Here is a 26,258-nt window from a genome sequence, read left to right on the forward strand (position 1 = left end):
GTCAAGCCGCGCTTGTTATTGCTCATTTCCCAATCTTTCAAAACGGAGTTAACCAATGGATGGATCGAGTCTCGGGCTTACTCGGCAAAGTGACGCAATTGCGCATTTCAAGATTTCTAAAGCTTCGGATGGTATCACAGCACGGCTGGTGGTCAACGAAAATGGCTACCACGAAGCCCAACGCCTGCGGTACGATGCATACCTCGCCGCAGGATATCTTCAGCCACGCGATGTCACACTGTTTGTCGACTCCCACGATGCCAAACCATCCAGCCGTTCCCTCGTCATCTATCTCGACGATCAGCCGGCCGCATCGGTTCGCGTCTGCCTGCTGGAAGCCGGGAGCGATCACGAAGGCGGCGGCGAGCTCCCTGCATCGGCGATGTTCAAAACCGAAATCGAGAATTTCTTAAGACAACGGGCCGATCGGGGTTGCGGCACGAAGGCGGTCGAAATAACGCGGCTGGCCCGCAGCCCTCTTCACGCGAAAAACCTCGCGCTTGTCCTGGGTCTTTATCATGTCGCTGGTTATTTGATCCTTCACTTCCGCGCCGATGTCATTTTCGCCGCCGTGACCAAAAACCATACCAGCTTCTATCAACGCATGGGCTTTCGCGAGATCGCCCCACCGAAGGATTACCCGGGCCTCGATGTCCAGACCGTGTTGATGGGCTGTCTGATCGAGGAGCATCGCGGCATCCCGGGCCGGACGCTAGCGCTTAAGGAGATGTCTCTGTCGGATGACACTTACCTCGGCCTGATCGCGGGCGAGCGTGTGCCAGTGTTCGGGGGCGCAGCCACATCCGCGCCCGACCTTATCGTCAATCGCAAACGACCCAACTCGGATCATCAGTCCGGAGTTTGACGCCGTGATCCACCAGCTTAAAACGCCGACAATCCGGTCTGCGCCCGCCCCAGGATCAGCGCATGCACATCGTGCGCCCCCTCGTAGGTATTCACGGTCTCCAAATTCATCATATGCCGAATGACGTGATACTCATCGACAATGCCATTGCCGCCATGCATGTCGCGAGACATCCTGGCGATGTCGAGCGCCTTGCCGCAATTGTTGCGTTTCATCAGGGATATCATCTCAGGTGCCGCCTCGCCGGCATCGAGCAACCGGCCCAGCCGCAACGCGCCTTGCAGACCCAGCGCAATTTCAGTCTGCATATCGGCGAGCTTCTTCTGAACCAGCTGCGTGGCTGCGAGGGGTCGGCCAAACATCTGGCGATCGAGCGTATACTGCCGCGCCGCGTGCCAGCAGAACTCGGCAGCACCCAGGGAGCCCCAAGCAATGCCATAGCGCGCATTGTTCAGGCACGAGAACGGGCCGCGCAACCCCTTCACGCCGGGCAGCATATGATCATCCGGCACAAACACGTCCGACATCATAAGCATGCCGGTCACCGAGGCGCGCAGCGAAAACTTGCCCTCGATCTTCGGCGTCTCAAACCCCTTGCTGCCCCGGTCGACCAGAAAGCCGCGGATAACCCCCGCATCGTCTTTCGCCCAGACCAACGCCACATCCGCGATGGGTGCGTTGCTGATCCAGGTCTTCGACCCGCTGAGCAGATAACCGCCATCGACTTTTCTGGCCCGTGTCCGCATGGAACCCGGGTCAGAGCCGGCATCCGGTTCGGTCAGACCAAAACAGCCGACCCATTCGCCGCTGCGCAGTCTGGGCAGGTATTTGTCTTTCTGCGCCTCGGAACCGAACGCCGAAACCGGATACATCACCAGCGAAGACTGGACCGAAAACACCGACCGATAGCCGCTGTCGACGCGCTCGACCTCGCGCGAGATCAACCCGTAAGCGACGTAGGAAACGTCAGCGCAGCCGTGGGTCGCGAGCGTGGCGCCCAGAAACCCCATCTCGCCCATCTCGGACACGATCGCCCGATCGAATTTTTCATCGCGGAACGCCCGCAGCACGCGCGGGAACAATTTTTCCTGACAATATTCGTGGGCGGCATCGCGAACCGCCCGTTCATCCTCGGTCAGTTGCATGTCGAGATGAAACGGGTCGGACCAGTCAAACGCGGCAAATCCGCCCTTCTTCACCAAACTCATCGCTTCTGGCCCAGAAGGCTTGCGCATCTCGTTCACGCTGCGATCTCCGTATCGTCATTGTCTGTGCCGTCGTCATCGAAACCGGCCGCCTCAATCGGATCGGCGATCGCGCTGACGGCCCGCCGCCGGATCTGCATGAAAGCGGGAATCTCCTCGCCAAATCCCACCACAATACCCCGGTCCTCGCCCATCTCGCCATCGCGCGACCGCCGTGCGTTCCGGCCGGCGTCGCGCGGCGCTTCATGCACCGCATCGCGACCACGCCCACGCGCGGATCGCGCATTATCTCGCCCGGCAGGCCGTGCGTCCTCGCGCTCCGCTGTGGCCTGAACCTCTGATGCCGGTACCGGGGCCGTCCGCCGCGCCGACGATTTCGGCGCCGCGGTCGGCGCAGCCCGACCGCGCCGGCGCCCACGCTTATCGGACTCAGCCCATTCCACCGGGTCAAGCCCCTCCACCACCAGCGGCGGTATCGCATGACCCGTCAGTTTCTCGATCGCCTCGACCGCCAGACGGTCTTCCGGCGTTGCCAGCGTCAAAGCCCGCCCCTCGAGCCCCGCGCGCCCGGTACGGCCAATCCGATGGACATAATCCTCCGCATGATGCGGTACGTCGAAATTGAACACATGCGACAAGCCACCGATGTCGATGCCGCGCGCTGCCACGTCCGAACAGACCAGCAACCGGATTTCGCCGGCCTTGAACGCCTCGAGCGTCGCGAACCGCGCCGATTGCGGCATGTCGCCATGCAGTTGGCCGGCGGAAAACTTATGCCGCGTCAGAGACTTATAAAGAATATCGACATCGCGCTTCCGATTGCAGAACACCAGAGCGTTCTGCACATCCTCAGTCCGCACCAGGCGACGCAACGCTTCACGCTTGTCCTGCGTCGCGACAAGAAACAACCCCTCGGTAATCGTGGTCGCAACCGAAGCCGGCTTCGAGACGGTGATTTCCTTCGGGTTCCACAAAAACGCATCGGCCAGCCGCTTAATCTCGGGTGCCATCGTCGCTGAGAAAAACAGCGTCTGGCGCGGCTTGGGCAACAGCGACACGATCCGCTCGACATCCGGAATAAAGCCCATGTCGAGCATCCGGTCCGCCTCGTCGATCACCAGCACCCGCACATCCGACAGCAGCAGACCCCCGCGATCGAAAATATCGATCAGCCGCCCCGGTGTAGCGATCAGCACATCGACGCCGCGGGTCAGCACATCGCGCTGCTCGCCCATGCTCTCACCGCCGATCAGCAGCGCATGCGTCAGCTTCAGATGCTTACCATACTGAACGAAATTCTCAGCCACCTGCAAGGCAAGCTCGCGCGTCGGCTCCAGAATCAACGACCGGGGCATCCGCGCACGGGCCCGCGAACCCGACAGAATATCGAGCATCGGCAACGTGAAACTCGCCGTCTTGCCGGTGCCCGTCTGCGCACACCCCAGCACATCGCGCCCCATCAGCACCATGGGAATCGCCTGCGCCTGGATCGGTGTTGGCGAGAGATACCCCTTTTCGGCCAGCGCTTTCAGAACCGGTTCGGACAGACCGAGCGCCGCAAAACCGCTAGCCTCGCAACCCGCGTCGGTTTCAGGCGCATCGTTCGCATCACCAGGCGTTGCCGTATACTCATCGGCCTCCGCAGGCTGCGAAATCGGGTTTTCGAAATGTTCAGATTCGGACAAATGGACGACCAGTTCGGATAAGAGGACTGCGACCGGTCTCAACAAAGAACCGGATCAGGCATGAAAGAGTCGGCGCATCATGTCTCGCCAACTTCTTCCCATATCTCGATAAACCACGAAAAAGTCAAGAGATCACGGCCTGTGCCACCCGGTCTGAGCGGTTTTGGCGCGGCGCCGCACATAGCAAGCCCCACGGTGTCGGGGTCCAAATCGCCGCGAGCAGTTTACCTGCGCACACCGTCATCCAGCAGCGCTCGATCGAGCGCGCCGATATCCACCTCGGTCCGCAGCATATGACGCGCGCCGACCGGCAGCCGCGCTTTCACCGGATACCGCGGCGGCGCCGCCTCGCTCAATCGCCATTCCAGGCCAAACAGGCGGGCGATCGCGCCAATCGTCGGGTCGGCCCAGCCCTCGACTCCAAGCTCAAGCACCAATGCGGCCGGGTCACAAAAGCCGAGCAACGCAGCCTGCGCCGGGTCATCGATCACAATGACCCGCGCTGCCGCCAATACCGCGATCAGATCGGCCAGACCCAATTGATCCGCGCCCAGCGTCATTGCCCAGGCATCGAGCAGCCCGAACGACTGTGCCCGCAGCCAGGCGTGCAGGCTGCCTTGATTGATCCTGCCGAACCGGCTCCGACCCGGCGATGCCAGCATCGCAACCCGTTTGCTGACCTCGTATGGCTCGACACCGAACCGCAACACCTCGATGACGGGACGGATCGCGCGCAATGACCCACGACCAGGCAGCCGGGTCATTTGAAGCCGCGGCACCCGAACCGGCCCGGCAATCGGCATGTAGCGCCCCAGCAGGCCGAGCGTGACCAACGCATCAATCTGGCACGCCAGCAAAGGCCCGCCGATAAACCCGACATCCGCCGCCGCAGCCCCCTGCAGCGAAGCAATGGCGAGGCTTTCACCAATGAACCGGCCGAGCGGTACAGTCGGACCGGCCGCGAGCGGCACCAGCACCCTGCCATCATCCAGCATCGGCGCAGGCTCCACGCGTGTCGCCGGCATGGTCCCCTGTTGCAGGAGGCCCTCGGCATTCAGCACGGCGAATGGCGCCGGCACGACGATCCCATCTTCGAGCGCGATCGTCTCGATCTCCTGCGTCGGAACATCTGGCGTCCCAGACCAGCGCGGCAGCCGATCGCCCCAACCCGACCCGGTCAGACGAAACAAGCCAGACCCGCTCATGGGGCGCCGAACACCCGCGCCAGCGCCGTCCGGAACGCGAGCGGATCGACCCAATATTCAAACGCACCCGCCGCCGCATGATCGGGCTGGGTCCGGCAGGTCGCAAAAAATACCTGCCAGCGCAACCCCAGCAAATGACACGCGGCCCGGGTCCAGCCATCGGAGAAACACGCAGGCTGGATCTCCAGAACCTTGGCGCCAGGATCGCAAAATCCGAGGTTGGCAAGCCCCGCGCCCGATTCGCCGATCACACACCGCGCCCCGGCAAACCGGCGCACCTGCGCGGCAACGCTCAGACCGGCCGGCCGGACCGGCTCGAAGCCGAACGCCGCCGCAATCGCCAGAATCTCCGCGCGATTGACCATCACCCGCCGATTACCCGGTTCATCCCGTACGATGATCAACCGGTTCCCCTGATCGGAGCCGCCCCCGAACCGGAACCGCAGATGGTCGAAGGCGGCACGGACGAAGCGGTTCGGATAAGACACCGTCCAGGACACCATCGTGCTGGTGACGAGCTTGCGAAACCGGGTCGGCCGCTCGATCGCGCGGTAGCCGCCGAGCAACCCGAGTCCATCAAGAACCTCCGCCTGCCATCCAAGCAACGGCCGGCCTACCACGACGGCACGCGGCCCCAGCAACTGCCGGTGGAGCAGCACGGCAGGCAGCCCGTCATAAAGAAAATGCCCGTAGTTGACGCTACCGACACCGCCGACCGGCAGGGCGATCACCGCGTCATCCGCGCTATCATCCACCTGCTCGCGCAGCGACCAGCCCCCAGCCACATCGACGAACGCTCGATCCACCGTCGGCAGATGGTGGTTCCACACCGCCAGATTATCCACCGAGGGACCAAAGAACCGTCGGTGCGAATCGATCACCGCCATCGAATCCGGCGCCAGCACGGCATCGTTGAGCAGCACGCTCGATACGCCGGCGAGCCGGTGAACCGGATTATCCCGCAGGGCGGCAATCGCCGGCATCCCCTCGCCGAACACCGTGACACCCTCGATCAACCCATGCGGCACCACATCGACCAACCGGTCAGGCGCATGGCCGAACCGGCAGTCCGTACCGGCTGGATCGAGCGCAGCCCGCCGGAATGCGGCAAACCCCGCCGCGGCTGGCAGCGCGTCCGCTTCGAATCGCCCGATGGCGCCGGTACTGATCCCTGGCCCGTCCATAACGCCCCATTCTTGTCCGCCAACCGTGACCGATGATCCGGTGGCAATACCGTTTTGGTGCCGGATGTCTAATTTGCAATGTCAGGGTGCGGCCTATGGCATTCCACCACAGGATCGGCAATTCTGCCTGCATGCTTTTGCGAACCCTGACGTCCCGATACCCGCTCACCGCACTGATCGCCGCAGGCGTGACAATAGGCTGCCAGATCCCGCGCGCGCGGGCCGCAGAGGCCGGGACCGCCACCGAACTCACCCTGTCCGTCACCGGTCAGGCGAGCCACAAGCCGGACGTCATGGTGGCCACAATGGCCGCGCAGGCAACCGCGAAAACCGCCGCCGCCGCTCAATCCGCGGTCAATCGCGCGGTGGCCGCCGCGCTGGCTGCGACGAATGCGATCAAGGCGCTGCGCGCCACCACCGGCGGCTACGAGGTCTATCCGGCCGACCCGAAACAAGCCGCCTGGCATGCCAGCCAAACGATCGATCTGCGTCTCGCCACGTCACCTGGTTCCGATCACGCAAAGGACCTGCGCCGCATGATCGGCATGTTGCAGGCCAAAGGCATGACCCTCGAGTCGATCGGTGCGACATTGAGCCAAAGCGCCGCCCGCAAAACCCGGGCCGCAGCCATCAAGGATGCCGTAGCCCAGATGCGCGCCGAAGCCGATGCAACGGCAAAATCGCTCGGTGATCACGTGAGCGCAATCACCAAACTCAGCCTGACCACCCAATCGCCGTTCCGGCCGGTCATGATGGCGGCGCGCATCCAATCCGCCGCGCCGCAAATGCGATCAGGCCCGATCACCGAACAGATCAATCTGTCCGCGACAGTGACCCTACGCGCGGCGCCGTAGCATCGGCCGCGCGAACCGGCCCCGACTCGACCGCGGCAATAATCGCCGCCGCACTGTCGGCCCACGACGGCGGATCAAATTCGCGGGCAATCCGCGCCTCCAGCGCCGCAACCCGCTCAGGTTCCAGAATCAGCTGCGTGATCACCCGGTAGGCATCGCTCATGTCTTCCGGATCGAAATACACGCAGAAATCACCCCCCGCTTCGGGAACCGATGCGCGGTTGGACGCCGCCACCGTCTTGCCGAAGCAAAGGCTCTCGGTCACCGGCAGGCCCCACCCTTCATAAAACGAGGGGAACACCGTGAACAGGCAATGCTGATACAGCGAGGCCAAATCACGATCGCTCGGACTTTCGACAATCTTGAGCTTACCGTCCAGATAGGACGAATTCTCGATCTGTGCCATCAAATCCTGGGTCAGCCAGCCAATCTTGCCGGCGAACACCAGGTTCGGCACCTGTTCGCGGGGCAGGTTGTTCAACATGCGGCGCCACAGGCGGAACATCAGGATGTGATTCTTGCGCGTCTCGATCGTGGAGACAAACAGGACGTAAGGCTGAAACTGAATCGGCGGCAGCGGCGTGCGGTCGGGAAACGTCACGCCGATCGGCACGATCCGCGGCACAGTGATCGCGATCCCCTCACGTGCCGCGAACGTAACGATATCGACCGCAGTCGCTTTCGAGATGGTGAACAACGTATCGGCGAGCCCGATGATCGGGCCGAGCCAGTCGATGAATTGCCGCCGCAACTCCTTTACCGCCCACTCCGGCCAGTTCAGCGGGATCAGATCATAGATCATGACCGCGAACCGCACGCCATACTGCTCCTTCGCCGCCGCGATCATCGCTGCGTAATAGCCGCCCGGCCAGGAGGCACCGATCGAGAGAATGATATCCCCCGGTTCGGGTTGGATCGGCCGCCCGTTGACGATTTTCGAAGGCGCCGCGCCCGTCACCGGTTGATCATCATTGGCCGGTCCCTGCAGGGGCGAAGGCACCGGCCCCGCGGCGGGCATCAGCGCGCCACTCCCACCGAGCCCGGCGCAGCGGCGCCCTCCCTTCAAAATATCGAGTAACGCGCGTGCCGCATGCTTCTGTGCCCGCAGCGCCATACGCGCCATACGCGCGCTCGCCCGCAGCGCCTGGCCACTGTTGGTCTGCGCGCGCACAAAGGCGGCAACCGGCGCCCGCACGTCGGCCGGCAATTGCCTGCCCCATTGCCGCAACGATGATACCGGCGGCGCGTCAGGCAGTTCCAGTGCCGAGGGTTCGCTCGCCGCCGGCGGCGCAGCGGGCTCAACCGCCGCATGCTGACTGGATACCGCATTCGAAATATGCTGCTCGACGTCCGGCCAGCGAATTTCCTCGAAGTCGCGTCCGTTCGGCAAATGGCGGACGAACCGGATCGGTTGATCCTCGGTATGACTCCGTGCCAGCTCACGATAAATCTCAAAACATAGACGCTGAATACCACTGGGTCTGGTGGTTGAATAAAAATGAACCAGCAAATCCTCGATGTCGATCCAAATTGTCATTTCAATAGATTCGATTCACTCAAATTAAATCCTCAATTGTTAACAATATGTTACGGAAACCCACCGCAGCACATCCCTCTAGCCAGCGTGATCAATTCCGTCCAGAACGGCACCGGATTTTAATCCGAGTTCAATACATAGGATCGAGTGGAGCCAAAATGAAGACAGCCTTGATCACCGGCATCACGGGCCAGGACGGCGCCTATCTGAGCGAATTTCTGCTCGGTAAGGGCTATCGCGTGATTGGCCTGATGCGCCGCTCAGCGTCATCCGATGTGATCGGCGAGCGGCTGCGCTGGCTGGGCGTCATCGACCAGGTTCAACTGGTCGAAGGCAACCTCACCGACCTCGGCAGCCTGATCCGCACGGTGCAGACCTACGAGCCTGACGAGGTCTATCACCTCGCCGCCCAGAGTTTCGTCGCCACCTCCTGGCAGCAACCCTCGCTCACCGGTCTGGTGACCGGCCTGGGCGCTGTCACCATGCTCGAAGCGGTACGAATCGCGCGGCCGCAAGCCCGCTTCTATCAGGCATCCTCCTCGGAAATGTTCGGCAAGGTCCAGGCGATCCCGCAGTCCGAGACCACCCCTTTCTATCCGCGCAGCCCCTACGCCGCCGCCAAACTCTACGCCCATTGGATGACGGTGAACTACCGCGAAAGCTTCGGAATGCACGCGTCGTCAGGCATATTGTTCAACCACGAAAGCCCGCTGCGTGGCATCGAATTCGTCACCCGCCGCATCACCGATGGTGTCGCCCGCATCAAGCTCGGCCTCGCCGACCACCTGACGCTCGGCAACACCGAAGCCAAGCGCGACTGGGGCCACGCCCGCGATTACGTTCAGGCGATGTGGATGATGCTGCAGCAGGACGAGGCCGACGATTACGTCATCGCAACCGGCCGCACCATGCGCGTCGCCGATTTCTGCGAAATGGCCTTTGCCGCGGCCGGGCTCGCCATGGCCGATCACGTCCGTACCGACCAGGCGCTGATGCGGCCGGCCGAAGTCGAATTGCTGCTGGGCGACCCGTCCAAGGCCGAGCGCAAACTCGGCTGGAAAGCGACCGTCACCCTCGAGCAGCTTGCCGCCGAAATGGTCCAGGCCGATATCGCCCGCCTGTCACGTTGACAAAGGCATGACCCCCGATCGCATCCTCATCACCGGCAGCACCGGCTTCGTCGGTGGCTACCTCCGTACCGCGCTGGCGGCACAATGGCCGGGGGCGGCGCTGATCGCGGGTGACGCGGATGTTACCGATGCCGGCGCGGTTCACCGCATGATCGAGGCCGCACGCCCCGATGCCGTGGTGCATCTGGCCGGCATCGCCTCGGTACCGGCCGCGCGCCTCGCCCCCGACCGTGCGTTCGCCGTCAATCTCGGCGGCAGCCTCGCGGTCGCCCGCGCGATCATCGATACGGCGCCAACCTGCCTGATGGTGCACGTCGGCAGCGCCGAGTGCTACGGCGACAGCTTCCGCTCTGGCGTCGCGCTCGATGAAACCGCCGCCCTCGCACCGCTGAACACCTATGCCGCCACCAAAGCCGCCGCCGACCTCGCCCTGGGTGCAATGGCCGCGGAATCCGGCTTGCGGCTGATCCGCTTCCGCCCGTTCAACCACACGGGTCCCGGCCAGTCGGATGCCTTCGTCATCCCGGCCTTCGCCGCCCAGATCGCGGCGATCATCGCCGGCAGCCAGCCGCCGGTCATCAAGGTCGGCAATCTCGATGCCGCGCGCGATTTCCTCGACGTGCGTGACATCGTCCGCGCCTACACCCTCGCCATCGCACACGGCAACGATCTTCCGCCCGGCACCATCTTCAACCTCGCCTCCGGCATGCCCCGCCGGATCGGCGACATCCTGCACACCATGATCAGCGTTGCCGATCGCCCGATCACAGTCGAGATCGATCCGTTCCGCCTACGCCCCGTCGACATCCCCAGCGCCTTCGGCGACGCCTCGGCCGCCGCGCGGGTCCTCGGATGGCGGCCGGAAATCGACCTGACGAACACCCTGCACGACATATTGACGGCAAGCACCCGCCCCGCCAGCGATACCCTCGCCCGCACGGAACACACCCGGAGTCCTTAGCGAACCCGGTCAGACGCGATCACCGATCCAACCCCCGCCACCTCACCCGATGCCGGCGGCGGCGATCAGAACAACACCAAGCCCGACCATGACGAGTCCCGTGATCTCGCCCCGTTTGGTGCGCTCTTTCAGATAGAAATGACCCACCGCCAAGGTGAACAGGATTTCGATCTGCCCGAACCCGCGCACCAGTGCCACGTTGGTGAGGGCAAAGCCAATGAACCAGCACCCGGAACCGCAGGCCGAGAGCACGCCGATCGGCGCGGCCCGGCGCCAGACGAGCAGGGTCCTGCGCAATTCGGCGGGGCTGCGGATCGCCATGAAGCCGCCCTGCGCCAGGGTCTGCAGCGTATTGGCCACGGCAAGGGCCAGCAGCGCTTTGAGCAGCACGGGCGTGGCCGGGGCCAGCACCAGCGTCGCATTGCGCAGCGCGATGGCCGTGATCGCAAAGGCAAAGCCGGACCCGAGGCCGCAGAGCGCCGCGGGTTGGACCGAGGCGCGCAGCAGGGCGCGCGGCGCCATCGACTGACCGGCGAACGAGAGCGCGAGAACCCCGGCCACCGCAAGCATGATACCAATGACCGCGATTGCCGGGATATGCGCCCCAAACAGCACCACCGACACGATCACGAGTTGAGCGGCCTCGGTCTTGGCGTAGGCGGTACCGACCACGAAATTGCGATGCGCAAATGCCATGATGAGCAGATTGGTGCCGAAAATCTGCGCGATCCCGCCGGCCAGGCACAGCACGGCAAAGTCCGAACCGAACGATGGCACGCCGGTTCCGAGCACAACGAGGGTCACGCCGAGCAGGGCATAATCGACCGGCAGCGCATAGAGATAACGCACGAAGCCGGCACCGCCCGGGCTGAGCGTGCCACGCAACCGGGCCTGCAAGGCGGTCCGCCAGACCTGAAACAGCGCGGCCGCGATCGTCACCGGTATCCAGGCGGGAACGAGGCTCATGGCTGCGCGGCGGCGTGCGCGCAAAACCGCGCCACCCGGGCAACAAGGTCTTCGACCACAGCCGCACCGAGCGGGGCGGTCGCCCGCGTGGCGTCGGCCGTGGCGGAATTGGGCGCGATCTCATGGTATTCGAGCGGTGCGTCGATCTCGATATCCTCGAAACCGATGGCGCCGAACCCGGCAATCGGGCAACCGAACGCCTGCCCCGCCGCGGCGGGTGCCACAGCGTGCTCCGGCCTTGCATGATCAGGGCGCAACGCAAGGGTGATCGAGGCCAGCGGTTCACCGCCGTGGCCGAACCTATCGCCGGCCGGACCGATGCGCCGCTCCATCAGGCGGCGGGCGATTTTCCAGAGATAGACCGAAGGGATGACCGGTCCACCGCCGCGCCGGATCGCGAGGGTGACTTCGTGGATCAGCGGCACGTTGCCGCCATGGCCGTTGAGAATGACGATGCGGCCAAGCCCGTTGCGGCGGAGATCCCCCAGCAGATCGGCCAGAACGGCGCGAAACGTCCCGGGCGCGAGCGCGAGCCCACCGGGACTCGCGCCGAAATGATCGGCCGCGCCGAACGGCAGGGTGGGAGCGACCAAGGTAAGCGTCCCGGCATCGGTCGCACGGCGCGCGATCTGGCCGGCGATGATGGCAGCGAGCCGGAAATCCCCCATCGGCGCATGGGCACCCTGATCTTCCTGGCTGCCGAGCGGCAGCAGCACGAGCGGGCGCTGGTCGAGCAGCGCGCGCAGGGCGGCGCTGGTCAAGGTGTCGAGATGCAGCGTTTGTTGTGATCCGGTCATGAAATCTCCCGCCCCATGCTGGACGCAAAGCACGTCCGCTGGCAATGAAGCGCTCGTGATGGATGGGGATTTGCATGGCTGATGGGACTGTGATGCACAGCGAAACGATCGTACCGGTGATCTTGTCGGGGGGCACGGGCACACGGTTATGGCCGGTATCGCGCAAGGCCTACCCCAAGCAGTTCTGGCCGCTGGTGGGGTTGCAGACCATGTTGCAGGAAACCGCCGGCCGCGCGGCCGGACCCGGGTTCGCACCACCGGTGGTGGTCGCGAACGATGAGCATCGCTTCATCGTCGCCGAACAGCTCCGGGAATCAGGCGCCACGGGCGCACGAATTCTACTTGAACCGGTGGGTCGCAACAGCGCGCCGGCGATCACCGCCGCCGCGCTGCTGATCGCCGAGGCCGATCCCGATCAGGTGCTGTGGATCATGGCGGCTGACGCCGCGATTGCCGATCTGCCGGCGCTGCAGGCCGCGCTGGCCATCGCGGCGAAAGCCGCGCGCGACGGGTTCATCCTCACCTTCGGCATGCACCCAAGCGCGCCTGAGACCGGCTATGGCTATATCGAGCAAGGCACGGCGCTCGCCGGGCATCAAGGCGCATTCCGGATCGCGCGGTTCGTCGAGAAGCCTGACGCCGCGACGGCTGCGAACCTGCTCGCGGATGGTCGGCATTTCTGGAATTCGGGCATGTTCGTGGCCACCGCCCGCACGCTGCTGTCCGAGATCGAACGTCACGCGCCGGCGGTGGCGCGCGCCGTGCGCGTGGCGTTCGACGCGCGCAAGCCCGATCTCGATTTCATCAGACTGGATGCGGCGGGTTTCAGCGCCGCACCCGATATCAGCATCGACTACGCGATCGCCGAGAAGACCGATCTCGCGGCGGTGGTGCCCGCCGCGCTCGGCTGGTCCGATGTTGGATCATGGGCCGCGATCTGGGACGTCGCCGACAAGGATGCGCGCGGCAACGCAACGATGGGCGATGCCGTGATCGAGGATTCCGACGGTTGCTACGTTCGCAGCGAAGGCGCGGTCACGGCGGTGCTGGGGTTGCAGGACGTGGTGGTGGTGACGACCAATGACGCGGTGCTGGTCACGCACCGCAGCCAGACGCAGAACGTCAAGCGCGTGGTCGAGCGGTTGAAACGCGACAAGCGGCCCGAAGCCGAGGCCCACACCAGGGTCTATCGACCCTGGGGTTTCTACGAGACGCTGATTTTGGGCGAACGGTTTCAGGTCAAGCGCATCGTGGTGCTGCCGGGAGCGAAACTGTCACTGCAGAAGCATTTTCATCGGGCAGAGCACTGGGTCGTGGTGGCCGGCTCGGCGCTGGTGACGCGTGATGCCGAAGTGCATCTGATCCGCGAAAACGAAAGCCTGTATCTGCCGCTGGGCTGTGTTCACCGCATGGAAAATCCAGGCAAGATCCCGCTGACGCTGATCGAGGTGCAATCGGGTTCCTATCTCGGCGAAGACGATATCGTCCGATTCGAGGACACCTACGGACGAAATTGAACAGCGGAACCGGGCCTCGCACCTCGAGATTCAGTTTTCAGCGGTTATTTAATGATTTGTTGACGTAGCAAGGGCATGGTGCGTTCCAGCGCGTTTGGTCCGCAACAAGGTTGGAACTGTGCCAAGGTCGATCATTGCCCCCGTTCGAGGTCTTCATACCGGCATCGGCGCGATCATACGCCGATGAACGCCGCCGCCATCATGTTCTGTCTGGATGCCGGGCTTATCATGCTCGTGTGGCCATTCGCGGCCTGGTTCGCGGTGCCAGGAATACTGCCGCGCGCCGGTCTGGAAATCGGACTGATCCTGGCGCTGTATCCGGCGGCCAATCTGGTTTCGCTCTACGCGCTGGGCCTCTACCGGCGCGACGTGATCCTGACGGTCCGGCGCTCGATCCGGCGGTTGCCACTGGTCGTCGGCATCGGCACGCTGGCGGCATCCGCCCTGGTTCTGATGCTGCCGGCGCTGCTGGGCCTTGACCGCCAGAACTGGCCCCGCCCGCTGCCCGATCCGCTATTCGTCGCTGCATCGATCTGCTTTACCGGCTGCGGCGTGGCGACGCGGCTTGCGTTTCTGCGACTGCGCAAATCCGGGCTGCTGAAGCGCCGGTTGCTGGTGATCGGGGCGGGCAAGCGCGCGTGTGATCTGATGTGGATGCTGCATAGCGAAGGTCGCAACCTTCATTACGAGGTCACCTTCGTGCACGATGCCGGGTTCGGCGTCATCGATCCGCGGCTGGACCACGACCCCAAGGTCCGGGTGATCCAGGCGCCCTCGGGATTTCTGGATGCGGCCCGGCGGATCCGGGCGGATCAGATCGTGATTGCGCCGGACGAGCGGCGAGGCATGGCGCTCGACCGGCTGATCGACTGCAAAATGGCCGGCTACCCGATCTATCAGTATATGAGCTTTCTGGAGACCGAGATCCGCCGGATCGACATCAAGCGGCTCGATCTGTCCTGGCTGCTGTATTCGGACGGCTTCACCTACACCATGTTCGACCGCGTGCTGAAACGCGCGCTCGATGTTTCCGTCAGCCTCATCCTGCTTATCTGCGCCGCGCCGTTCCTGCTGCTCGGCATCCTGGCGGTCTGGCTGCAGGATCGCGGGTCACCCTTCTATTCCCAGACAAGGGTGACCAAAGGGATGCGACATTTCAAGATTCTCAAACTGCGAACCATGCTGCTGAACGCCGAATCGGCGGGCGCGGTCTGGGCGGACGCCAAAGACCCAAGGATCACCCGGGTCGGCAATTTCCTGCGCCGCACCAGGATCGACGAGATTCCCCAATTATTCAACATTCTCCGGGGCGACATGTCATTCGTCGGGCCGCGGCCGGAACGCCCTGAATTCACCGCCAAATTGGCCGCCCAACTGCCGCTCTACAACGAACGGCACATCGTCAAGGCCGGGCTGACCGGTTGGGCGCAGATCAATTACCCCTATGGAGCCTCGCTCGACGACGCCCGCTCCAAGCTGAGCTACGATCTCTATTATGTGAAAAATGCCTCGATCGCGTTCGATCTGTTGATTATCCTCCAGACCCTGCGCGTCGTCCTCTGGCCGTCCGGGGTCCGCTAGCGCCGCATCAGTACCGTTCGTATTTTGTTCTTGACTTGCGGTGCCGTTCCGATGATATCGTTTGAACATATCATGAACATACGCACCACCATTCCCCGGCATACCGCATTCGAAAAGCGCGGCACCACGCTTGACCCTGCCAACCGGTTCGAGTCCAGCCGCCGTGATCCATTCGATGACGGGTGGGAAACCCTCGCCGAAGCGGAACCCGCCGCCCAGACGGTCCTGATCCGTGACGCCACCCGGTCGATCATCAGCCGTAGCGATAGCCCGGATCTCGGTTTCGACCGTGGGCTCAATCCCTACCGAGGCTGCGAACACGGCTGTATCTATTGCTACGCCAGGCCGACCCACGCCTATCTCGGCTTCTCGCCGGGCCTCGATTTTGAAACCAAACTGATTTTCAAGCCGGATGCCGCATCACTCCTGGAACGGGAATTGTCGCGAAAATCCTATATCCCCTCCCCCATCGTGCTCGGCTCCAACACCGACCCGTATCAACCGGTCGAACGCCAGTTGAAACTGACCCGCGCGGTGCTCGAAGTCCTGGACCGTTTCAATCACCCGGTCAGCGTGATCACCAAATCCGCCGGCGTGCTGCGCGATGGCGATATTCTGCAACGCATGGCATCGCGCAATCTCGCGCGGGTGCATCTTTCGATCACCACGCTCGATCCGCAACTCGCCCGCGCCATGGAACCCCGCGCAGCCAGCCCGGCCCGGCGGCTGGTCGCCGTAGCCGGGTTGGCGAGAGCCGGCATTCCCGTCGGCGTCCTCGCCGCCCCCATGATCCCCGGGCTGAACGACGCCGAACTCGAAGCCATCCTCGAAGCATCCGCCGCCGCCGGCGCCACCTCCACCAACGCGATCCTGCTGCGCCTGCCCCACGAAGTCGGCGCGCTGTTCGAACAGTGGCTCAACCGCACCATGCCGGACCGGGCCGCCCGCATCCTGAGCCTGATCCGCCAGACCCGCGGCGGCGCGCTCAATGACCCCAATTTCAACAGCCGTTTCAAAGGAACCGGCCCCTACGCCGATCTGCTCACCGCACGATTCAAGCGCGCCGCCCGACGGTTCAACCTCAGCGAAACGCCGCCCGCGCTCGACTGCACGCGCTTCGCCCGTCCCGTCCCCACTCAGGGCCCAGGCACACAGATGTCATTGTTCTGATCGGGCAGACTCACGTCGGTTTCGAAACGAGCCGGAAGCGTCACGCCCCCGGCTCTGCCCGAACAGCAATACCACGTCACGACGCCGTGGCGGGCGCCGCCGTGGCGCGCGCCGGGCGAAAGAAAACGATCCCGGCGACCAGCCCGCCAATCCCGACCAGATTGGTCACGAGGTTGAATGTGGTAATGGCATAGAGGCCCATGGCGAACAGAAAAATGGCGCTGAGCGCCGGAAACAGGCACAGACCGACCCATAGCGCGATCGACTCACGATAAACATCGCGCATCACCCAGGCCGCCACGAGCCCGGCAAGACCATAGTAATAGGCCACCTGAATTCCGATGGCATTGACCGAGTCGGTAATGATCGCGTTGATCGAGGGCATCAGGGACGAGACCCACAGCACGACGAGGCCGACGCCGATCAGCAGATACATCGCACGCACCGGCGTTTCCGTGCGTTCGTCGACCATGCCGAAGTGCCGCGCCAGCGCGCCGTCGCGGCCCATGGCAAACAGGGTGCGCGAGAACTGCAGCATGGTCGTCTCGAGCGTCGCGATGGACGACAGGATCACCGCGATCGAGGCAATCAAGCCGCCGGTCCGCCCCAGGCCCGAGGCGACGGCAATGTTGTAGATGATATTGTCGCTGTATCCCTGCGCCGCCTTGGTCGTGAACAGCAGCAGCGCGGCGAGGGTGAAGGCCACATAATAGGTGATGGTGACGAACACGCTACCGAACCCGCCGTTGCCGGCGTTGACCTCGGCATCCTTGGTTTCTTCGGCAAGGTTGGCTGTCACGTCCCACCCCCAATAGAAAAAAACCACGACCAGAGCGGTCGCGGCGAACCCGCCGGCAGTATAGTGAAACCCGAACCACGACCACGAAAACGGATTGACCGCGCCGTGGGCCGCAACATGAACGAACGCGGCGATCGCCACGACCGCCAGGATAACCAGTTCAATCGTACTCATCACCAGCTGGATCTTGCTGGTCAGCTTGATCCCGGCGATCAACACGACGGCGATCAGCAGAAACCACAGCGTTGCGACGCTGGTGGTGGCGAGCACGCTCTTGGTCAGCGCCGGCGCGATGAAGTTCAACGTGGAGGTCGCAATCGGCAGGCTGCCGGTGACCATGAACACCATCGAAGCGACCAGCAGCGCCCAGCCCGAAAAGAAGCCGAAGAAGCGACCGAACACGCGGGTGGTCCATTCATAGGCGGCCCCGGCATTGGCCATTCGCCTGGTCAGCGCCTTGTAGGCGACCGCGATGCCCAGCATGGGCACCGCAAAGATGATCAGGCTGCCCGGCGACAAAAATCCGGCCGTGCCGATCAGCGCCGCGGTGGTCACGGCGATGGTATAGCCCGGCGCGCTGCCGGCGATACCCATGACAATCGACTCGATAAACGACAGTGAATTCGCTCTCAACTCCGTTCGCATCGTTGCTCTCCTGTACGGTTGAAGTCCCTGGCGTCGTTCTGGTTTCTTGTTATGTCATGTCGCGATGATGCCCGGCATCGTCAGGCATTTTTCAGATAGGCATCGTACTCCACGTCCGAAATACGCCGGCGGAACTCATCGATCTCCTGGCGTTTGCAGGCGGCGAAGATGGCCTGGAACGCGGCACCGAAAATCGCGGCGCTGCGTGCCGATCCGGCAAAGCGATCCGTCGCGGCACTCCAGGCGATCGGCAAGCGCGGCGCCGCCGCGCCGGTCTTGTCGCCGATCGATTCCGGTCCGGGGTCGGCCCGATCGGCAATGCCATCGAGCATGGCGCCAAGCATCCCGGCGAAGGCGAGATACGGGTTGCAATCGGCACCGGCAACGCGGTGCTCAATCCGGGCGGCGCGGGGCTCGGCATTGATCACACGAACAGCCGAAAGCCGGTTGTCATGACCCCAATCGCCAAATACGGGCGCGTGCGTACCCGGCGCGAAGCGGCGGAACGAATTGGCGTGGGGGGCGAGCACCAGCATGGTATCGGGCATCGCCGCCACCAGCCCGCCGAGCGCATGATACAGTACCTGGCTGGGCTTTTGCGCATCGCCGGTAAAGATATTGACCCCGTTCCGATCGAGCACCGACATATGAACATGCATGCCGCTGCCCGCCCAGTTGCCGAAGGGTTTCGCCATGAACGTCGCGGCAAGCCCGTGTTTGCGGGCAATCTGCTTGACCGCGCGCTTGAACAGCACCGCATCGTCGGCGATGCGCATGGCATCCGGCGCATAGCGCAGTGTAACTTCGAACTGGCCCGGCCCGTTTTCGCTGATCAACGTGTCGAGCGCGATGTCTTGGGCAGCGGCGGCGCGCAGCAGATCGCGCAGGATGGGCTCATAATCGTGGATCTCCCACAGCCCCATCGTGTCAGTCTGCCAGCCGCGCCACGCACTCTCATCGGCGCCGCGCGGGGCGATGCGCTGGCCACCGGTGCGGTTGGGATCGACCAGATAGAACTCGAGCTCAACCCCGACCGACGGCGTCAGCCCCTGTGCCGCGTAACGGTCGAGCACCCGGGCCAGAACACCGCGCGGATCGGCGTAGAACAGCGAGCCATCGGCCTCCCGCATGGTCAGCAGCGCCTGGCTCGCGTGCCCTTCGGCCCATTGCATGCGCGTGACGCTGTGCGGCACGGCGACGCAGATACCGTCAGGATCGCCGGTATCGAAAGCGATGCCGCCCTCGACGATGTCACGACCCCAGATGTCGAGCAGATAGGCCGAGCGCGGGATCGCGATACCCTCGCCTAACAGCGCGGCCGCCTTGTCGCGCTGCAGCCATTTGCCACGCGGCACGCCGTTCACATCGATAATGAAGGCCTCGATCAACTCGCTCTGCCCCAGCAGCGCGAGCCTGTCTTCACGCGATGACACGGTATCCATGGCGGCCGTCACAGGATTTCGGAACGAACATCGGCCTGGGTCGCCATGATGGCGGTCGTCGCCCGATCGACCAGATCGTCCATCTCGGCATCCGTGATGGTCAGCGGCGGCGAGAACACCATGGTATCACGCACCGCACGCATCACCAGATTGTTGGAAAAACAATGATCGCGGCAAAGCGCGCCCACGCGGCCGCGCTTCTCGAAGAACCGCCGTGTACGCCGATCCGCGGTGAGCTCGATCGCGCCGATCAGCCCGGTGCCGCGAATTTCACCGACGATCGGCTGCTCACCGAGCGCCGCAGCAAGCTTGGCGCGCAATTTGACGCCGCTGGCTTCGGCGCGCGCGGCAAGCTGCTCGGACTCCAGAATATCGAGGTTGGCAAGTGCCACCGCGCAGGCAACCGGATGACCCGAATAGGTGAACCCGTGATAGAATTCGCCCGTCTCATTGATCAGCACATCCGCCACACGGTCCCCCACAAGAACCGCGGAGAGCGGAATGTAACCCGAGGTGATGCCTTTCGCGAGCGTCATGAGGTCGGGCGCGATGCCGAAGGTTTCGCTGCCGAACATGCGCCCGGTGCGGCCGAAACCGCAGATCACCTCATCGGCGATCAGCAGAATATCATGCGCGCGGCAGATCCGCTGAACTTCCGGCCAATAGGTCTCGGGCGGGATAATGACGCCCCCAGCCCCCTGGATCGGCTCGCCGATGAACGCGGCGACATTCTCGGCCCCGATCTCGCGGATCTTGTCCTCCACCTGGCGCGCCGCATACAGACCAAACGCCTCCGGGCTCATCTGGCTGCCATACCCATACCAATAGGGCGGCATGACATGTGCGAAATCCGGCAGCGCCGCACCCTGGCGATGCATGTCGACCATGCCCCCCGCCGCCGCACCCAGCGTGGTCGAACCATGGTAGCCGAATTCGCGGCCAATGATAACGCGCTTGGACGGCTGTCCCCTGGTGATCCAGAAGGTGCGGGCCATGCGAAGCGCGGTGTCCACCGCCTCCGAACCCGAACAGGCGAAAAAAGCATGATTGAGATCGCCGGGCGCCATCGCCGTCAGACGTTCGGCCAGGCTGATGACCGGCCGGGTCGCGGTTTTGAAAAACGTATTGTAGAACGGCAGGGTTTTCATCTGCGCCGCCGCCGCATCGACCAGTTCATGACGGCCGTAGCCGACCGCCACACACCACAGCCCGGCCATGCCATCGAGAATGCGATTGCCCGCATCATCGGTCAGATAAACGCCCTCGGCGCCGGTGATGATGCGGATTTTGCCCTCATGGAGGGATTTATGGTCGGAAAACGGATGAAGATGATGCGCGGAATCGGCCGCCTGCCAGTTGAAATCACTGTCCAGAACGGTAGCGACGGGATGATCGAGCATGAAATAACTCCGATGTTAGAGCAGAACAAGCGGCATGACGGCCGCCGGGCCAAAACGATCAGGAGCGATGCGGGCTGTAGCCGATGCGCGCGCAAAGCCGAAGAAGCTCAGCATGCGCGTTGCGGTCATATTTGTTCGGAAAACACAGCATTATTACCGTTTTATCAACATATCGGTTCTGGTTCAAGCAATTTCGTATTGAAGGCAAAGCAATCGCTGCTTTTTTGAAAAAAAGAAACAAAAAACTGTCTCTGAACTGGGGCTCAGGCGTTTGAACCGGCACAGGCACAGATCAACAACGTTTTTTTGCTTCTTTTTTGTTCACAAAAAAGACGTGCTTGCCGTCTCCACCCCTCGCTTTTCAAAAACTGGGCGGCGTATTCGCGCTGATCACTTCGCATAATTCATCGAACGGATTGCGAAACCGGTGCGGAATGCGGCTTTTGAAGTAATAGGCATCGCCCGCGCCAAGCGCCTGTTCCTGATCCCCCACCGTCACCAGCAGCCGGCCACGCACGATCACGCCCGCTTCCTCGCCATCGTGGCGCAGCATCGCTTCGCCGGTATCGGCACCGGGCCGGTAGGTTTCGTGCAGCATCTGCAGCGCGCGTTCCTTGAGCCGGCGCCCGACCATCCGAAACGAGATCCGATCCTCGAACGCAATTTCAGTCAGATCCGACGCCCGGAAAAACACGTCCTCCGGCGCCGCCAGATCGATCGTGAAAAATTCGGCAAGCGACATCGGGATCCCGTCGAGGATCTTCTTGAGCGACGAAATCGAGGGGCTGACCCGCGCCTGTTCGATCAGCGAAATCGCCCCGTTGGTCACGCCGGCGCGGCGGGCGAGTTCGCGCTGCGTCAGGCCGAACACCTGACGCATTCGTTTCAGCCGCGCCCCCACCCCAACGTCCTCCGGCCCGCCATCCATCGGACCCTCGCTGCGAGCGTCCACGTCCCGATCAGGCCGCCGCGAGCACGAGATCAGCCGTCAGAACCGCTTCGCCCAGCGCGCTCGCCACCGCGGGATGCACGATGCGGCCCTCGGCGACGTTCAGCCCCGCGCGCAGATGCGGATCGCTGCGCAGCGCCGCCTTCCAGCCATGATCGGCCAGTTTCAGCGTGTACGGCAGCGTCGCCTGGGCGAGCGCGAAGGTCGAGGTGCGCGGCACCGCACCAGGCATGTTGGCGACGCAGTAATGCACGATGCCATCGACGATATAGGTCGGATCATCATGCGTGGTGGGCCTGCTGGTCTCGAAACAACCGCCCTGGTCGATCGCGACATCGACCAGCACGGCCCCCCGCCGCATCTGGCCGAGCATCGCGCGCGTCACCAGTTTCGGCGCGGATGCACCGGGCACGAGCACGGCGCCGATCACGAGATCGGCGTGGAACACCGCCTCCTCGATCGCCTCGGCCGTGGCAAACAGGGTTTTCAGGTGCGGCCCATACAGATCATCGAGTTGCGCAAGCCGGCCGATCGATTGATCGATGATGGTGACATCCGCCCCCATGCCCAAAGCGATGCGCGCGGCATTGGTGCCCACCACGCCGCCGCCAAGCACCACGACCCGCGCGGGCGGCACGCCGGGCACGCCGGCCAGCAGCACGCCGAGCCCGCCATTGGCCTTTTGCAACGAAACCGCGCCCACCTGCACCGCCATGCGCCCGGCAACTTCGCTCATCGGCGCCAGCAGCGGCAGCCGGCCGCGTTCATCGGTGACGGTCTCATAGGCGATCGCAACGACCCCGGCCTGCATCAGCAGCCTGGCCTGATCGGGGTCGGGCGCGAGATGAAGATAGGTGAACAGAATCTGGCCCGCGCGCAATTGCTTGCATTCGGCCGGCTGCGGCTCCTTGACCTTCACGATCATTTCGGCCCGCGCGAACACGGTGGCGGCATCCGGCACGATCTCGGCACCCGCCCTGCCATAGGCGGCGTCGTCCATGCCGATGCCCTCGCCCGCGCCGGTTTCGATCAGGATCTGATGACCATGCGTGCGGAGCTCGCGCACCGAGGCAGGCGTCAGGCCGACCCGGTATTCGTGATTCTTGATTTCCTTCGGAACGCCGATCAACATGAAACACTCTCCTCCTGGCCAGGACGCCGTTTAGAATAATCAACAGCTTTACTCATGCCGGCACGACCGCGCAATATCATTTCGTCCATCGGACGGCGTGAGGCGCGCCAGCACGGCGATCACAAAACGATCATTCACACCTCGTTGATTATTCTTGACGATGCGAAAAACTTTGGCGATGGTCACGAACAGGGAGCGACCTCAGCACGAGAACAGCGCCACCGGCCGGCGAGGCACGGCGTGTGGCCGGGGAGATTTGATGCGCGTGCCACTTGACCCGAATCAGCCGGCGCGGATCCGAAACCAGCGCGATCCCGCGTGACTGAAGCCACCCTGCCGATACGGAACACACAAGGGCCCGATGGCGCAGCGCCCCGCGGTGCGATCCGCCTGGAGGGGATCAGCCGGGTGTTCGGCGGCGGCATCGTGGCGGTCGATCAGATCGATCTGGACATCCGCGCCGGCGAATTCTTCACCCTGCTGGGCCCGTCGGGTTGCGGCAAAACCACGCTGCTCCGCATGATCGCCGGGTTCGAGACGCCCGATACCGGACGGATTCTGATCTCCGGGCGCGAGATGCAGAACGTCCCCCCCCACAAGCGCGCCGTGAATACGGTGTTTCAGTCCTATGCGCTGTTTCCGCATCTCTCGGTCGCCGAGAATATCGGCTTCGGCCTGCGCATGCGCGGCGTGGCGAAAGCGGAACGCCTCGCCCGCACCGAGCAGATCATGGCCCTCCTGCAGATCGATGCATTCGCCCGGCGCAACCCCGCGCAACTATCCGGCGGCCAGCGCCAACGCGTGGCCCTGGCGCGGGCGCTGGTGAACGAGCCCGAGGTGGTCCTGCTCGATGAGCCGCTTTCAGCCCTCGATGCGAAATTGCGCGCCGAATTGCAGGTCGAACTGATGCGCATGCAAAAGCGCCTCGGCATGACGTTCATTTTCGTCACGCACGACCAGCACGAGGCGCTCGTGATGAGCGACCGGATCGCGGTGATGGAGCGCGGGCGGATGTTGCAGGTCGGCCCGGTGCTCGATGTCTACGAACAGCCGCGCTCGGTGTTCGTCGCGGAGTTTCTCGGCCTGTCGAACATCTGGAAATTCACGCCGCGGCCCGGCAATGTCGCCGAAACCGCGCTCGGCGCGCTCGCGATCAACACCAGGATCGACACCCAGCGCACCGCGATGATCCGGCCCGAGAAAATCTGGCTCTATCCCGAAGCCGATGCGCCGCGCGACCGGCCCAATACCTTCCCCGGCGTCGTGCGCGAGGCGATCTACATGGGCGCTTCGACGCAATACAACGTCGAACTGCCCGGCGGCGCCATCGTTCTTGCGCTCGATACCAATAACCAGGCGGCCGAGCGCAGCTGGGGGCCGGGCGAGCGTGTGGTGCTGGAACTCAAACCCGGCAACATCATGCTGATCGACGGATGAAACCGGCCCAGCCATGTCCACGGTAACCGGGAGCGCATCCATGCAGGGACGGGCCGAGCGGACGGAACGGCTCGCGCGTGCCTGGCGCCTCTGGATGACGGCCGGCCCCGGATTGTTCTGGATCGTGATCTTTCTGTTGCTGCCGAGCCTGATCCTGCTCGGGATCGGTTTCTTCTCGATCGGCAATTACGGCAATCCCCATCTGCCGCTCTCGCTCGAGCCGTTCCGCGAAGTCGCCGGCTATTCGATCCTCGGCTGGAGCCCCGATAACATCGCCACCATCCTGCGCTCGCTGTTGCAGGCGGTGTCGGCGGCCGGTCTGACCATCCTGCTCGCCTATCCGGTGGTGTTCTTCATCGTCACGCAGCCGCCGGCGCTCCGCCCGCTGCTGCTGCTGTTCGTCATCCTGCCGTCCTGGACAAATCAGGTCGTGCGCACCTATGCGTGGATGGAACTGCTCGGGCCAGGCTCCGCCCTGTCGCATCTCGCGCAGAATGCCGGACTGATTCCGCCTCATCTCGGCCTGATGCCGGGCATTCTGGCGATGCAGATCGGCCTGACCTACAATTACCTGCCCTACATGGTCGTCCCGCTCTATGCCGCGGCGGAAAAACTCGACTGGAGCCTGGTCGAGGCCGGGCGCGATCTCTACGCCTCGGGGCGGCGGTTGTTCTGGAGTGCCGTCTTCCCGCAGACCATCCCCGGTCTGCTCTCGGGCATCATCCTGGTCGCGATTCCCGCGTTCGGCGATTACGTGGTGCCGACGCTCCTGGGCGGCGGCAAATCGATGATGATCGGCTCATTGATCGCCTCGCAATTTCTTGACACACCGAATTGGCCCTACGGCGCGGCGCTGACGATCTTCATGCTGATTTTCACCTGCGCCGGCCTGATCGTGTTCCGCGTCATGAGCAAGCGCCTCGGCAGTTCCGAAGGTAGCATGATATGAGCCAGCACCTGACACCGCCGATCCGCCGCGCGCTGCTGCTGACCAGCCTGCCCGTATACATCCTGTTGTACGCGCCGCTCGCGCTGATCGCGGTGTTTTCATTCGCCCCGGCGCCGGGCGGCACGGCGGCGGGCCTGCACTGGTACGACGCCCTGCTGCACGCGCCGAATGTGCTGGCCGCCCTGCGCCGGTCACTGACACTCGCGTTAGGATCATCGATCCTCGGCACCGTGCTGGGAACCTTGATGGGGTTCGGCCTCAGCCGCTTCCGCAGCCGCGCCCGATCGGGGTTCGCCGCCGCCTTGCCGAGCCTGATCATCTACACGCCGATCATCATGCCCAGCCTGGTATTCGGCATCTCCGAGCTGATCTTTTTCAATCTGATGCACAATGCGACCGGGCTGTTCGCGGCAGGGCTGCTGACCATGGGCATCGCCCATGTGACGTTCCAGGCCCCCTATGTCGCACTCGTCGTCTTCGCGCGCATGGCGGGGCTGGATCCGAATTTGTTCGAGGCCTCGCACGATCTCTACGCCAACGGGCGTCAGTCCTTCCTGCATCTGACGGTGCCGGTGATCCGCCCCGCGATCATCGGCGGCTTCCTGCTCGCCTTCACATTGTCGATCGATGATTTCACCATCAGCTACTTCACCGCGGGGCCGGGCAGCACGACGCTGCCGATCTATATCTACAGCGCCGTGGCGCGCAAAGGCATCTCGCCCGACATCAATGCGCTCGCCACACTCATGATTGCCACGGTGATCGGCATCGGCCTATTGCAATACGGTTTCACCCGGCAAAAAGACCGGCTGGCCGTGCCACGCACCGGCGATTGAACAACCAGATCA

General features: G+C 63.6%; 24 protein-coding genes. 11 read left to right on the plus strand and 13 right to left on the minus strand.

The window, feature by feature from the left end:
- The first annotated feature begins 55 nt into the window (after nt 1-55).
- Complete coding sequence (locus AruPA_RS08875) at nt 56-865, plus strand: N-acyl amino acid synthase FeeM domain-containing protein (RefSeq protein ID WP_265636313.1); 810 nt, start codon at nt 56-58, stop codon at nt 863-865.
- Between the two features lie 17 nt (nt 866-882).
- Here the strand turns inward: AruPA_RS08875 and AruPA_RS08880 are convergent, their stop codons facing one another.
- The 4 genes from AruPA_RS08880 to AruPA_RS08895 all read right to left on the minus strand — a co-directional run bounded on the left by AruPA_RS08880 (nt 883) and on the right by AruPA_RS08895 (nt 6,144).
- Complete coding sequence (locus AruPA_RS08880) at nt 883-2,073, minus strand: acyl-CoA dehydrogenase (RefSeq protein WP_265636314.1); 1,191 nt, start codon at nt 2,071-2,073, stop codon at nt 883-885.
- 32 nt (nt 2,074-2,105) lie between these two features.
- A complete protein-coding gene (locus tag AruPA_RS08885) occupies nt 2,106-3,755 on the minus strand; it encodes a DEAD/DEAH box helicase (RefSeq protein ID WP_408858586.1) in 1,650 nt (549 codons plus the stop codon).
- A 224-nt stretch (nt 3,756-3,979) separates the two neighbouring features.
- Complete coding sequence (locus AruPA_RS08890; RefSeq protein ID WP_265636315.1) at nt 3,980-4,960, minus strand: hypothetical protein; 981 nt, start codon at nt 4,958-4,960, stop codon at nt 3,980-3,982.
- The gene (locus tag AruPA_RS08895; RefSeq protein WP_265636316.1) at nt 4,957-6,144 is read right to left on the minus strand and encodes a DUF563 domain-containing protein; all 1,188 of its coding nucleotides are present in this window, start codon (nt 6,142-6,144) and stop codon (nt 4,957-4,959) included. The genes AruPA_RS08890 and AruPA_RS08895 overlap by 4 nt, the downstream gene beginning before the upstream one ends.
- A 131-nt stretch (nt 6,145-6,275) precedes the next feature.
- Here AruPA_RS08895 and AruPA_RS08900 point away from each other — a divergent pair, with 131 nt between their 5' ends.
- Nucleotides 6,276-6,998 carry an SIMPL domain-containing protein gene (locus tag AruPA_RS08900; protein WP_265636317.1) on the plus strand — a complete coding sequence of 241 codons (723 nt, stop codon included), beginning with the start codon at nt 6,276-6,278 and terminating at the stop codon, nt 6,996-6,998.
- Here AruPA_RS08900 and AruPA_RS08905 read toward each other — a convergent pair.
- A complete protein-coding gene (locus AruPA_RS08905; protein WP_265636318.1) occupies nt 6,958-8,535 on the minus strand; it encodes a glycosyltransferase family 1 protein in 1,578 nt (525 codons plus the stop codon). The two genes, AruPA_RS08900 and AruPA_RS08905, sit on opposite strands and share 41 nt — an antisense overlap.
- A 158-nt stretch (nt 8,536-8,693) precedes the next feature.
- On the opposite strand from AruPA_RS08905, the gene AruPA_RS08910 reads away from it, so the two are divergent.
- Complete coding sequence (locus AruPA_RS08910) at nt 8,694-9,665, plus strand: GDP-mannose 4,6-dehydratase (RefSeq protein ID WP_265636319.1); 972 nt, start codon at nt 8,694-8,696, stop codon at nt 9,663-9,665.
- 7 nt (nt 9,666-9,672) lie between these two features.
- A complete protein-coding gene (locus AruPA_RS08915; RefSeq protein WP_265636320.1) occupies nt 9,673-10,626 on the plus strand; it encodes a GDP-mannose 4,6-dehydratase in 954 nt (317 codons plus the stop codon).
- Between the two features lie 42 nt (nt 10,627-10,668).
- On the opposite strand, the gene AruPA_RS08920 is transcribed toward AruPA_RS08915, so the two are convergent.
- Nucleotides 10,669-11,592 (minus strand): EamA family transporter, encoded by a 924-nt coding sequence (locus AruPA_RS08920; RefSeq protein WP_265636321.1) that lies wholly within the window; start codon nt 11,590-11,592, stop codon nt 10,669-10,671.
- Nucleotides 11,589-12,389: a creatininase family protein gene (locus tag AruPA_RS08925; protein WP_265636322.1), complete on the minus strand. Its 801-nt coding sequence runs from the start codon at nt 12,387-12,389 to the stop codon at nt 11,589-11,591. Before AruPA_RS08925 ends, AruPA_RS08920 begins: the two co-directional genes overlap by 4 nt.
- A 74-nt stretch (nt 12,390-12,463) precedes the next feature.
- Here AruPA_RS08925 and AruPA_RS08930 point away from each other — a divergent pair, with 74 nt between their 5' ends.
- The 3 genes from AruPA_RS08930 to AruPA_RS08940 all read left to right on the plus strand — a co-directional run bounded on the left by AruPA_RS08930 (nt 12,464) and on the right by AruPA_RS08940 (nt 16,657).
- Entirely contained in the window at nt 12,464-13,906 is a 1,443-nt protein-coding gene (locus AruPA_RS08930) for a mannose-1-phosphate guanylyltransferase/mannose-6-phosphate isomerase (RefSeq protein ID WP_265636323.1), read from the plus strand.
- Between the two features lie 183 nt (nt 13,907-14,089).
- Complete coding sequence (locus AruPA_RS08935; protein WP_265636324.1) at nt 14,090-15,487, plus strand: TIGR03013 family XrtA/PEP-CTERM system glycosyltransferase; 1,398 nt, start codon at nt 14,090-14,092, stop codon at nt 15,485-15,487.
- Between the two features lie 72 nt (nt 15,488-15,559).
- Nucleotides 15,560-16,657 (plus strand): PA0069 family radical SAM protein, encoded by a 1,098-nt coding sequence (locus AruPA_RS08940; RefSeq protein WP_265636325.1) that lies wholly within the window; start codon nt 15,560-15,562, stop codon nt 16,655-16,657.
- 76 nt (nt 16,658-16,733) lie between these two features.
- Here the strand turns inward: AruPA_RS08940 and AruPA_RS08945 are convergent, their stop codons facing one another.
- From AruPA_RS08945 to AruPA_RS08955, 3 genes are all read right to left on the minus strand, one after another.
- A complete protein-coding gene (locus AruPA_RS08945; protein WP_265636326.1) occupies nt 16,734-18,050 on the minus strand; it encodes an APC family permease in 1,317 nt (438 codons plus the stop codon).
- 131 nt (nt 18,051-18,181) lie between these two features.
- Nucleotides 18,182-19,555 (minus strand): glutamine synthetase family protein, encoded by a 1,374-nt coding sequence (locus AruPA_RS08950; protein WP_265636327.1) that lies wholly within the window; start codon nt 19,553-19,555, stop codon nt 18,182-18,184.
- The gene (locus AruPA_RS08955) at nt 19,552-20,943 is read right to left on the minus strand and encodes an aspartate aminotransferase family protein (RefSeq protein ID WP_265636328.1); all 1,392 of its coding nucleotides are present in this window, start codon (nt 20,941-20,943) and stop codon (nt 19,552-19,554) included. The genes AruPA_RS08950 and AruPA_RS08955 overlap by 4 nt, the downstream gene beginning before the upstream one ends.
- Between AruPA_RS08955 and AruPA_RS08960 the strand changes: the two genes are divergently transcribed.
- The gene (locus AruPA_RS08960; RefSeq protein ID WP_265636329.1) at nt 20,932-21,171 is read left to right on the plus strand and encodes a hypothetical protein; all 240 of its coding nucleotides are present in this window, start codon (nt 20,932-20,934) and stop codon (nt 21,169-21,171) included. The genes AruPA_RS08955 and AruPA_RS08960 overlap by 12 nt on opposite strands.
- A 133-nt stretch (nt 21,172-21,304) precedes the next feature.
- On the opposite strand, the gene AruPA_RS08965 is transcribed toward AruPA_RS08960, so the two are convergent.
- The 3 genes from AruPA_RS08965 to AruPA_RS08975 are packed head-to-tail and all read right to left on the minus strand — an operon-like array spanning nt 21,305 to nt 23,210.
- On the minus strand, nt 21,305-21,871 hold the full coding sequence (locus tag AruPA_RS08965) for a cupin domain-containing protein (RefSeq protein WP_265636486.1): 567 nt from the start codon (nt 21,869-21,871) through the stop codon (nt 21,305-21,307).
- 31 nt (nt 21,872-21,902) lie between these two features.
- Entirely contained in the window at nt 21,903-23,024 is a 1,122-nt protein-coding gene (gene ald / locus AruPA_RS08970) for an alanine dehydrogenase (protein WP_265636330.1), read from the minus strand.
- A 48-nt stretch (nt 23,025-23,072) separates the two neighbouring features.
- A complete protein-coding gene (locus AruPA_RS08975) occupies nt 23,073-23,210 on the minus strand; it encodes a hypothetical protein (RefSeq protein ID WP_265636331.1) in 138 nt (45 codons plus the stop codon).
- 132 nt (nt 23,211-23,342) lie between these two features.
- Here AruPA_RS08975 and AruPA_RS08980 point away from each other — a divergent pair, with 132 nt between their 5' ends.
- Genes AruPA_RS08980 through AruPA_RS08990 form a run of 3 tightly spaced genes read left to right on the plus strand, consistent with a single transcriptional unit; the run spans nt 23,343 to nt 26,246 of the window.
- Nucleotides 23,343-24,461 (plus strand): ABC transporter ATP-binding protein, encoded by a 1,119-nt coding sequence (locus AruPA_RS08980; RefSeq protein WP_265636332.1) that lies wholly within the window; start codon nt 23,343-23,345, stop codon nt 24,459-24,461.
- A 40-nt stretch (nt 24,462-24,501) separates the two neighbouring features.
- The gene (locus tag AruPA_RS08985) at nt 24,502-25,410 is read left to right on the plus strand and encodes an ABC transporter permease (RefSeq protein WP_265636333.1); all 909 of its coding nucleotides are present in this window, start codon (nt 24,502-24,504) and stop codon (nt 25,408-25,410) included.
- Nucleotides 25,407-26,246, plus strand: a complete 840-nt coding sequence (locus AruPA_RS08990) for an ABC transporter permease (RefSeq protein WP_265636334.1) — start codon at nt 25,407-25,409, stop codon at nt 26,244-26,246. The genes AruPA_RS08985 and AruPA_RS08990 overlap by 4 nt, the downstream gene beginning before the upstream one ends.
- Nucleotides 26,247-26,258 lie beyond the last annotated feature (12 nt).

This window comes from Acidiphilium sp. PA (genome assembly GCF_026191915.1).
Taxonomy (GTDB): domain Bacteria; phylum Pseudomonadota; class Alphaproteobacteria; order Acetobacterales; family Acetobacteraceae; genus Acidiphilium.

What these genes read in the sequence shown, in the direction of transcription:
- AruPA_RS08895 (WP_265636316.1), bottom strand. Translation starts at nt 6,144, where the DNA reads ATGGACGGGCCAGGGATCAGTACCGGCGCCATCGGGCGATTCGAAGCG.
- AruPA_RS08915 (WP_265636320.1), top strand. Translation starts at nt 9,673, where the DNA reads ATGACCCCCGATCGCATCCTCATCACCGGCAGCACCGGCTTCGTCGGT.
- AruPA_RS08905 (WP_265636318.1), bottom strand. Translation starts at nt 8,535, where the DNA reads ATGACAATTTGGATCGACATCGAGGATTTGCTGGTTCATTTTTATTCA.
- AruPA_RS08960 (WP_265636329.1), top strand. Translation starts at nt 20,932, where the DNA reads ATGATCGAGCATGAAATAACTCCGATGTTAGAGCAGAACAAGCGGCAT.
- AruPA_RS08945 (WP_265636326.1), bottom strand. Translation starts at nt 18,050, where the DNA reads ATGGGTATCGCCGGCAGCGCGCCGGGCTATACCATCGCCGTGACCACC.
- AruPA_RS08875 (WP_265636313.1), top strand. Translation starts at nt 56, where the DNA reads ATGGATGGATCGAGTCTCGGGCTTACTCGGCAAAGTGACGCAATTGCG.
- AruPA_RS08930 (WP_265636323.1), top strand. Translation starts at nt 12,464, where the DNA reads ATGGCTGATGGGACTGTGATGCACAGCGAAACGATCGTACCGGTGATC.
- AruPA_RS08920 (WP_265636321.1), bottom strand. Translation starts at nt 11,592, where the DNA reads ATGAGCCTCGTTCCCGCCTGGATACCGGTGACGATCGCGGCCGCGCTG.
- ald (WP_265636330.1), bottom strand. Translation starts at nt 23,024, where the DNA reads ATGTTGATCGGCGTTCCGAAGGAAATCAAGAATCACGAATACCGGGTC.
- AruPA_RS08900 (WP_265636317.1), top strand. Translation starts at nt 6,276, where the DNA reads ATGCTTTTGCGAACCCTGACGTCCCGATACCCGCTCACCGCACTGATC.
- AruPA_RS08935 (WP_265636324.1), top strand. Translation starts at nt 14,090, where the DNA reads ATGAACGCCGCCGCCATCATGTTCTGTCTGGATGCCGGGCTTATCATG.
- AruPA_RS08910 (WP_265636319.1), top strand. Translation starts at nt 8,694, where the DNA reads ATGAAGACAGCCTTGATCACCGGCATCACGGGCCAGGACGGCGCCTAT.
- AruPA_RS08890 (WP_265636315.1), bottom strand. Translation starts at nt 4,960, where the DNA reads ATGAGCGGGTCTGGCTTGTTTCGTCTGACCGGGTCGGGTTGGGGCGAT.
- AruPA_RS08965 (WP_265636486.1), bottom strand. Translation starts at nt 21,871, where the DNA reads ATGGATGGCGGGCCGGAGGACGTTGGGGTGGGGGCGCGGCTGAAACGA.
- AruPA_RS08925 (WP_265636322.1), bottom strand. Translation starts at nt 12,389, where the DNA reads ATGACCGGATCACAACAAACGCTGCATCTCGACACCTTGACCAGCGCC.
- AruPA_RS08955 (WP_265636328.1), bottom strand. Translation starts at nt 20,943, where the DNA reads ATGCTCGATCATCCCGTCGCTACCGTTCTGGACAGTGATTTCAACTGG.
- AruPA_RS08985 (WP_265636333.1), top strand. Translation starts at nt 24,502, where the DNA reads ATGCAGGGACGGGCCGAGCGGACGGAACGGCTCGCGCGTGCCTGGCGC.
- AruPA_RS08940 (WP_265636325.1), top strand. Translation starts at nt 15,560, where the DNA reads ATGAACATACGCACCACCATTCCCCGGCATACCGCATTCGAAAAGCGC.
- AruPA_RS08880 (WP_265636314.1), bottom strand. Translation starts at nt 2,073, where the DNA reads ATGAGTTTGGTGAAGAAGGGCGGATTTGCCGCGTTTGACTGGTCCGAC.
- AruPA_RS08990 (WP_265636334.1), top strand. Translation starts at nt 25,407, where the DNA reads ATGAGCCAGCACCTGACACCGCCGATCCGCCGCGCGCTGCTGCTGACC.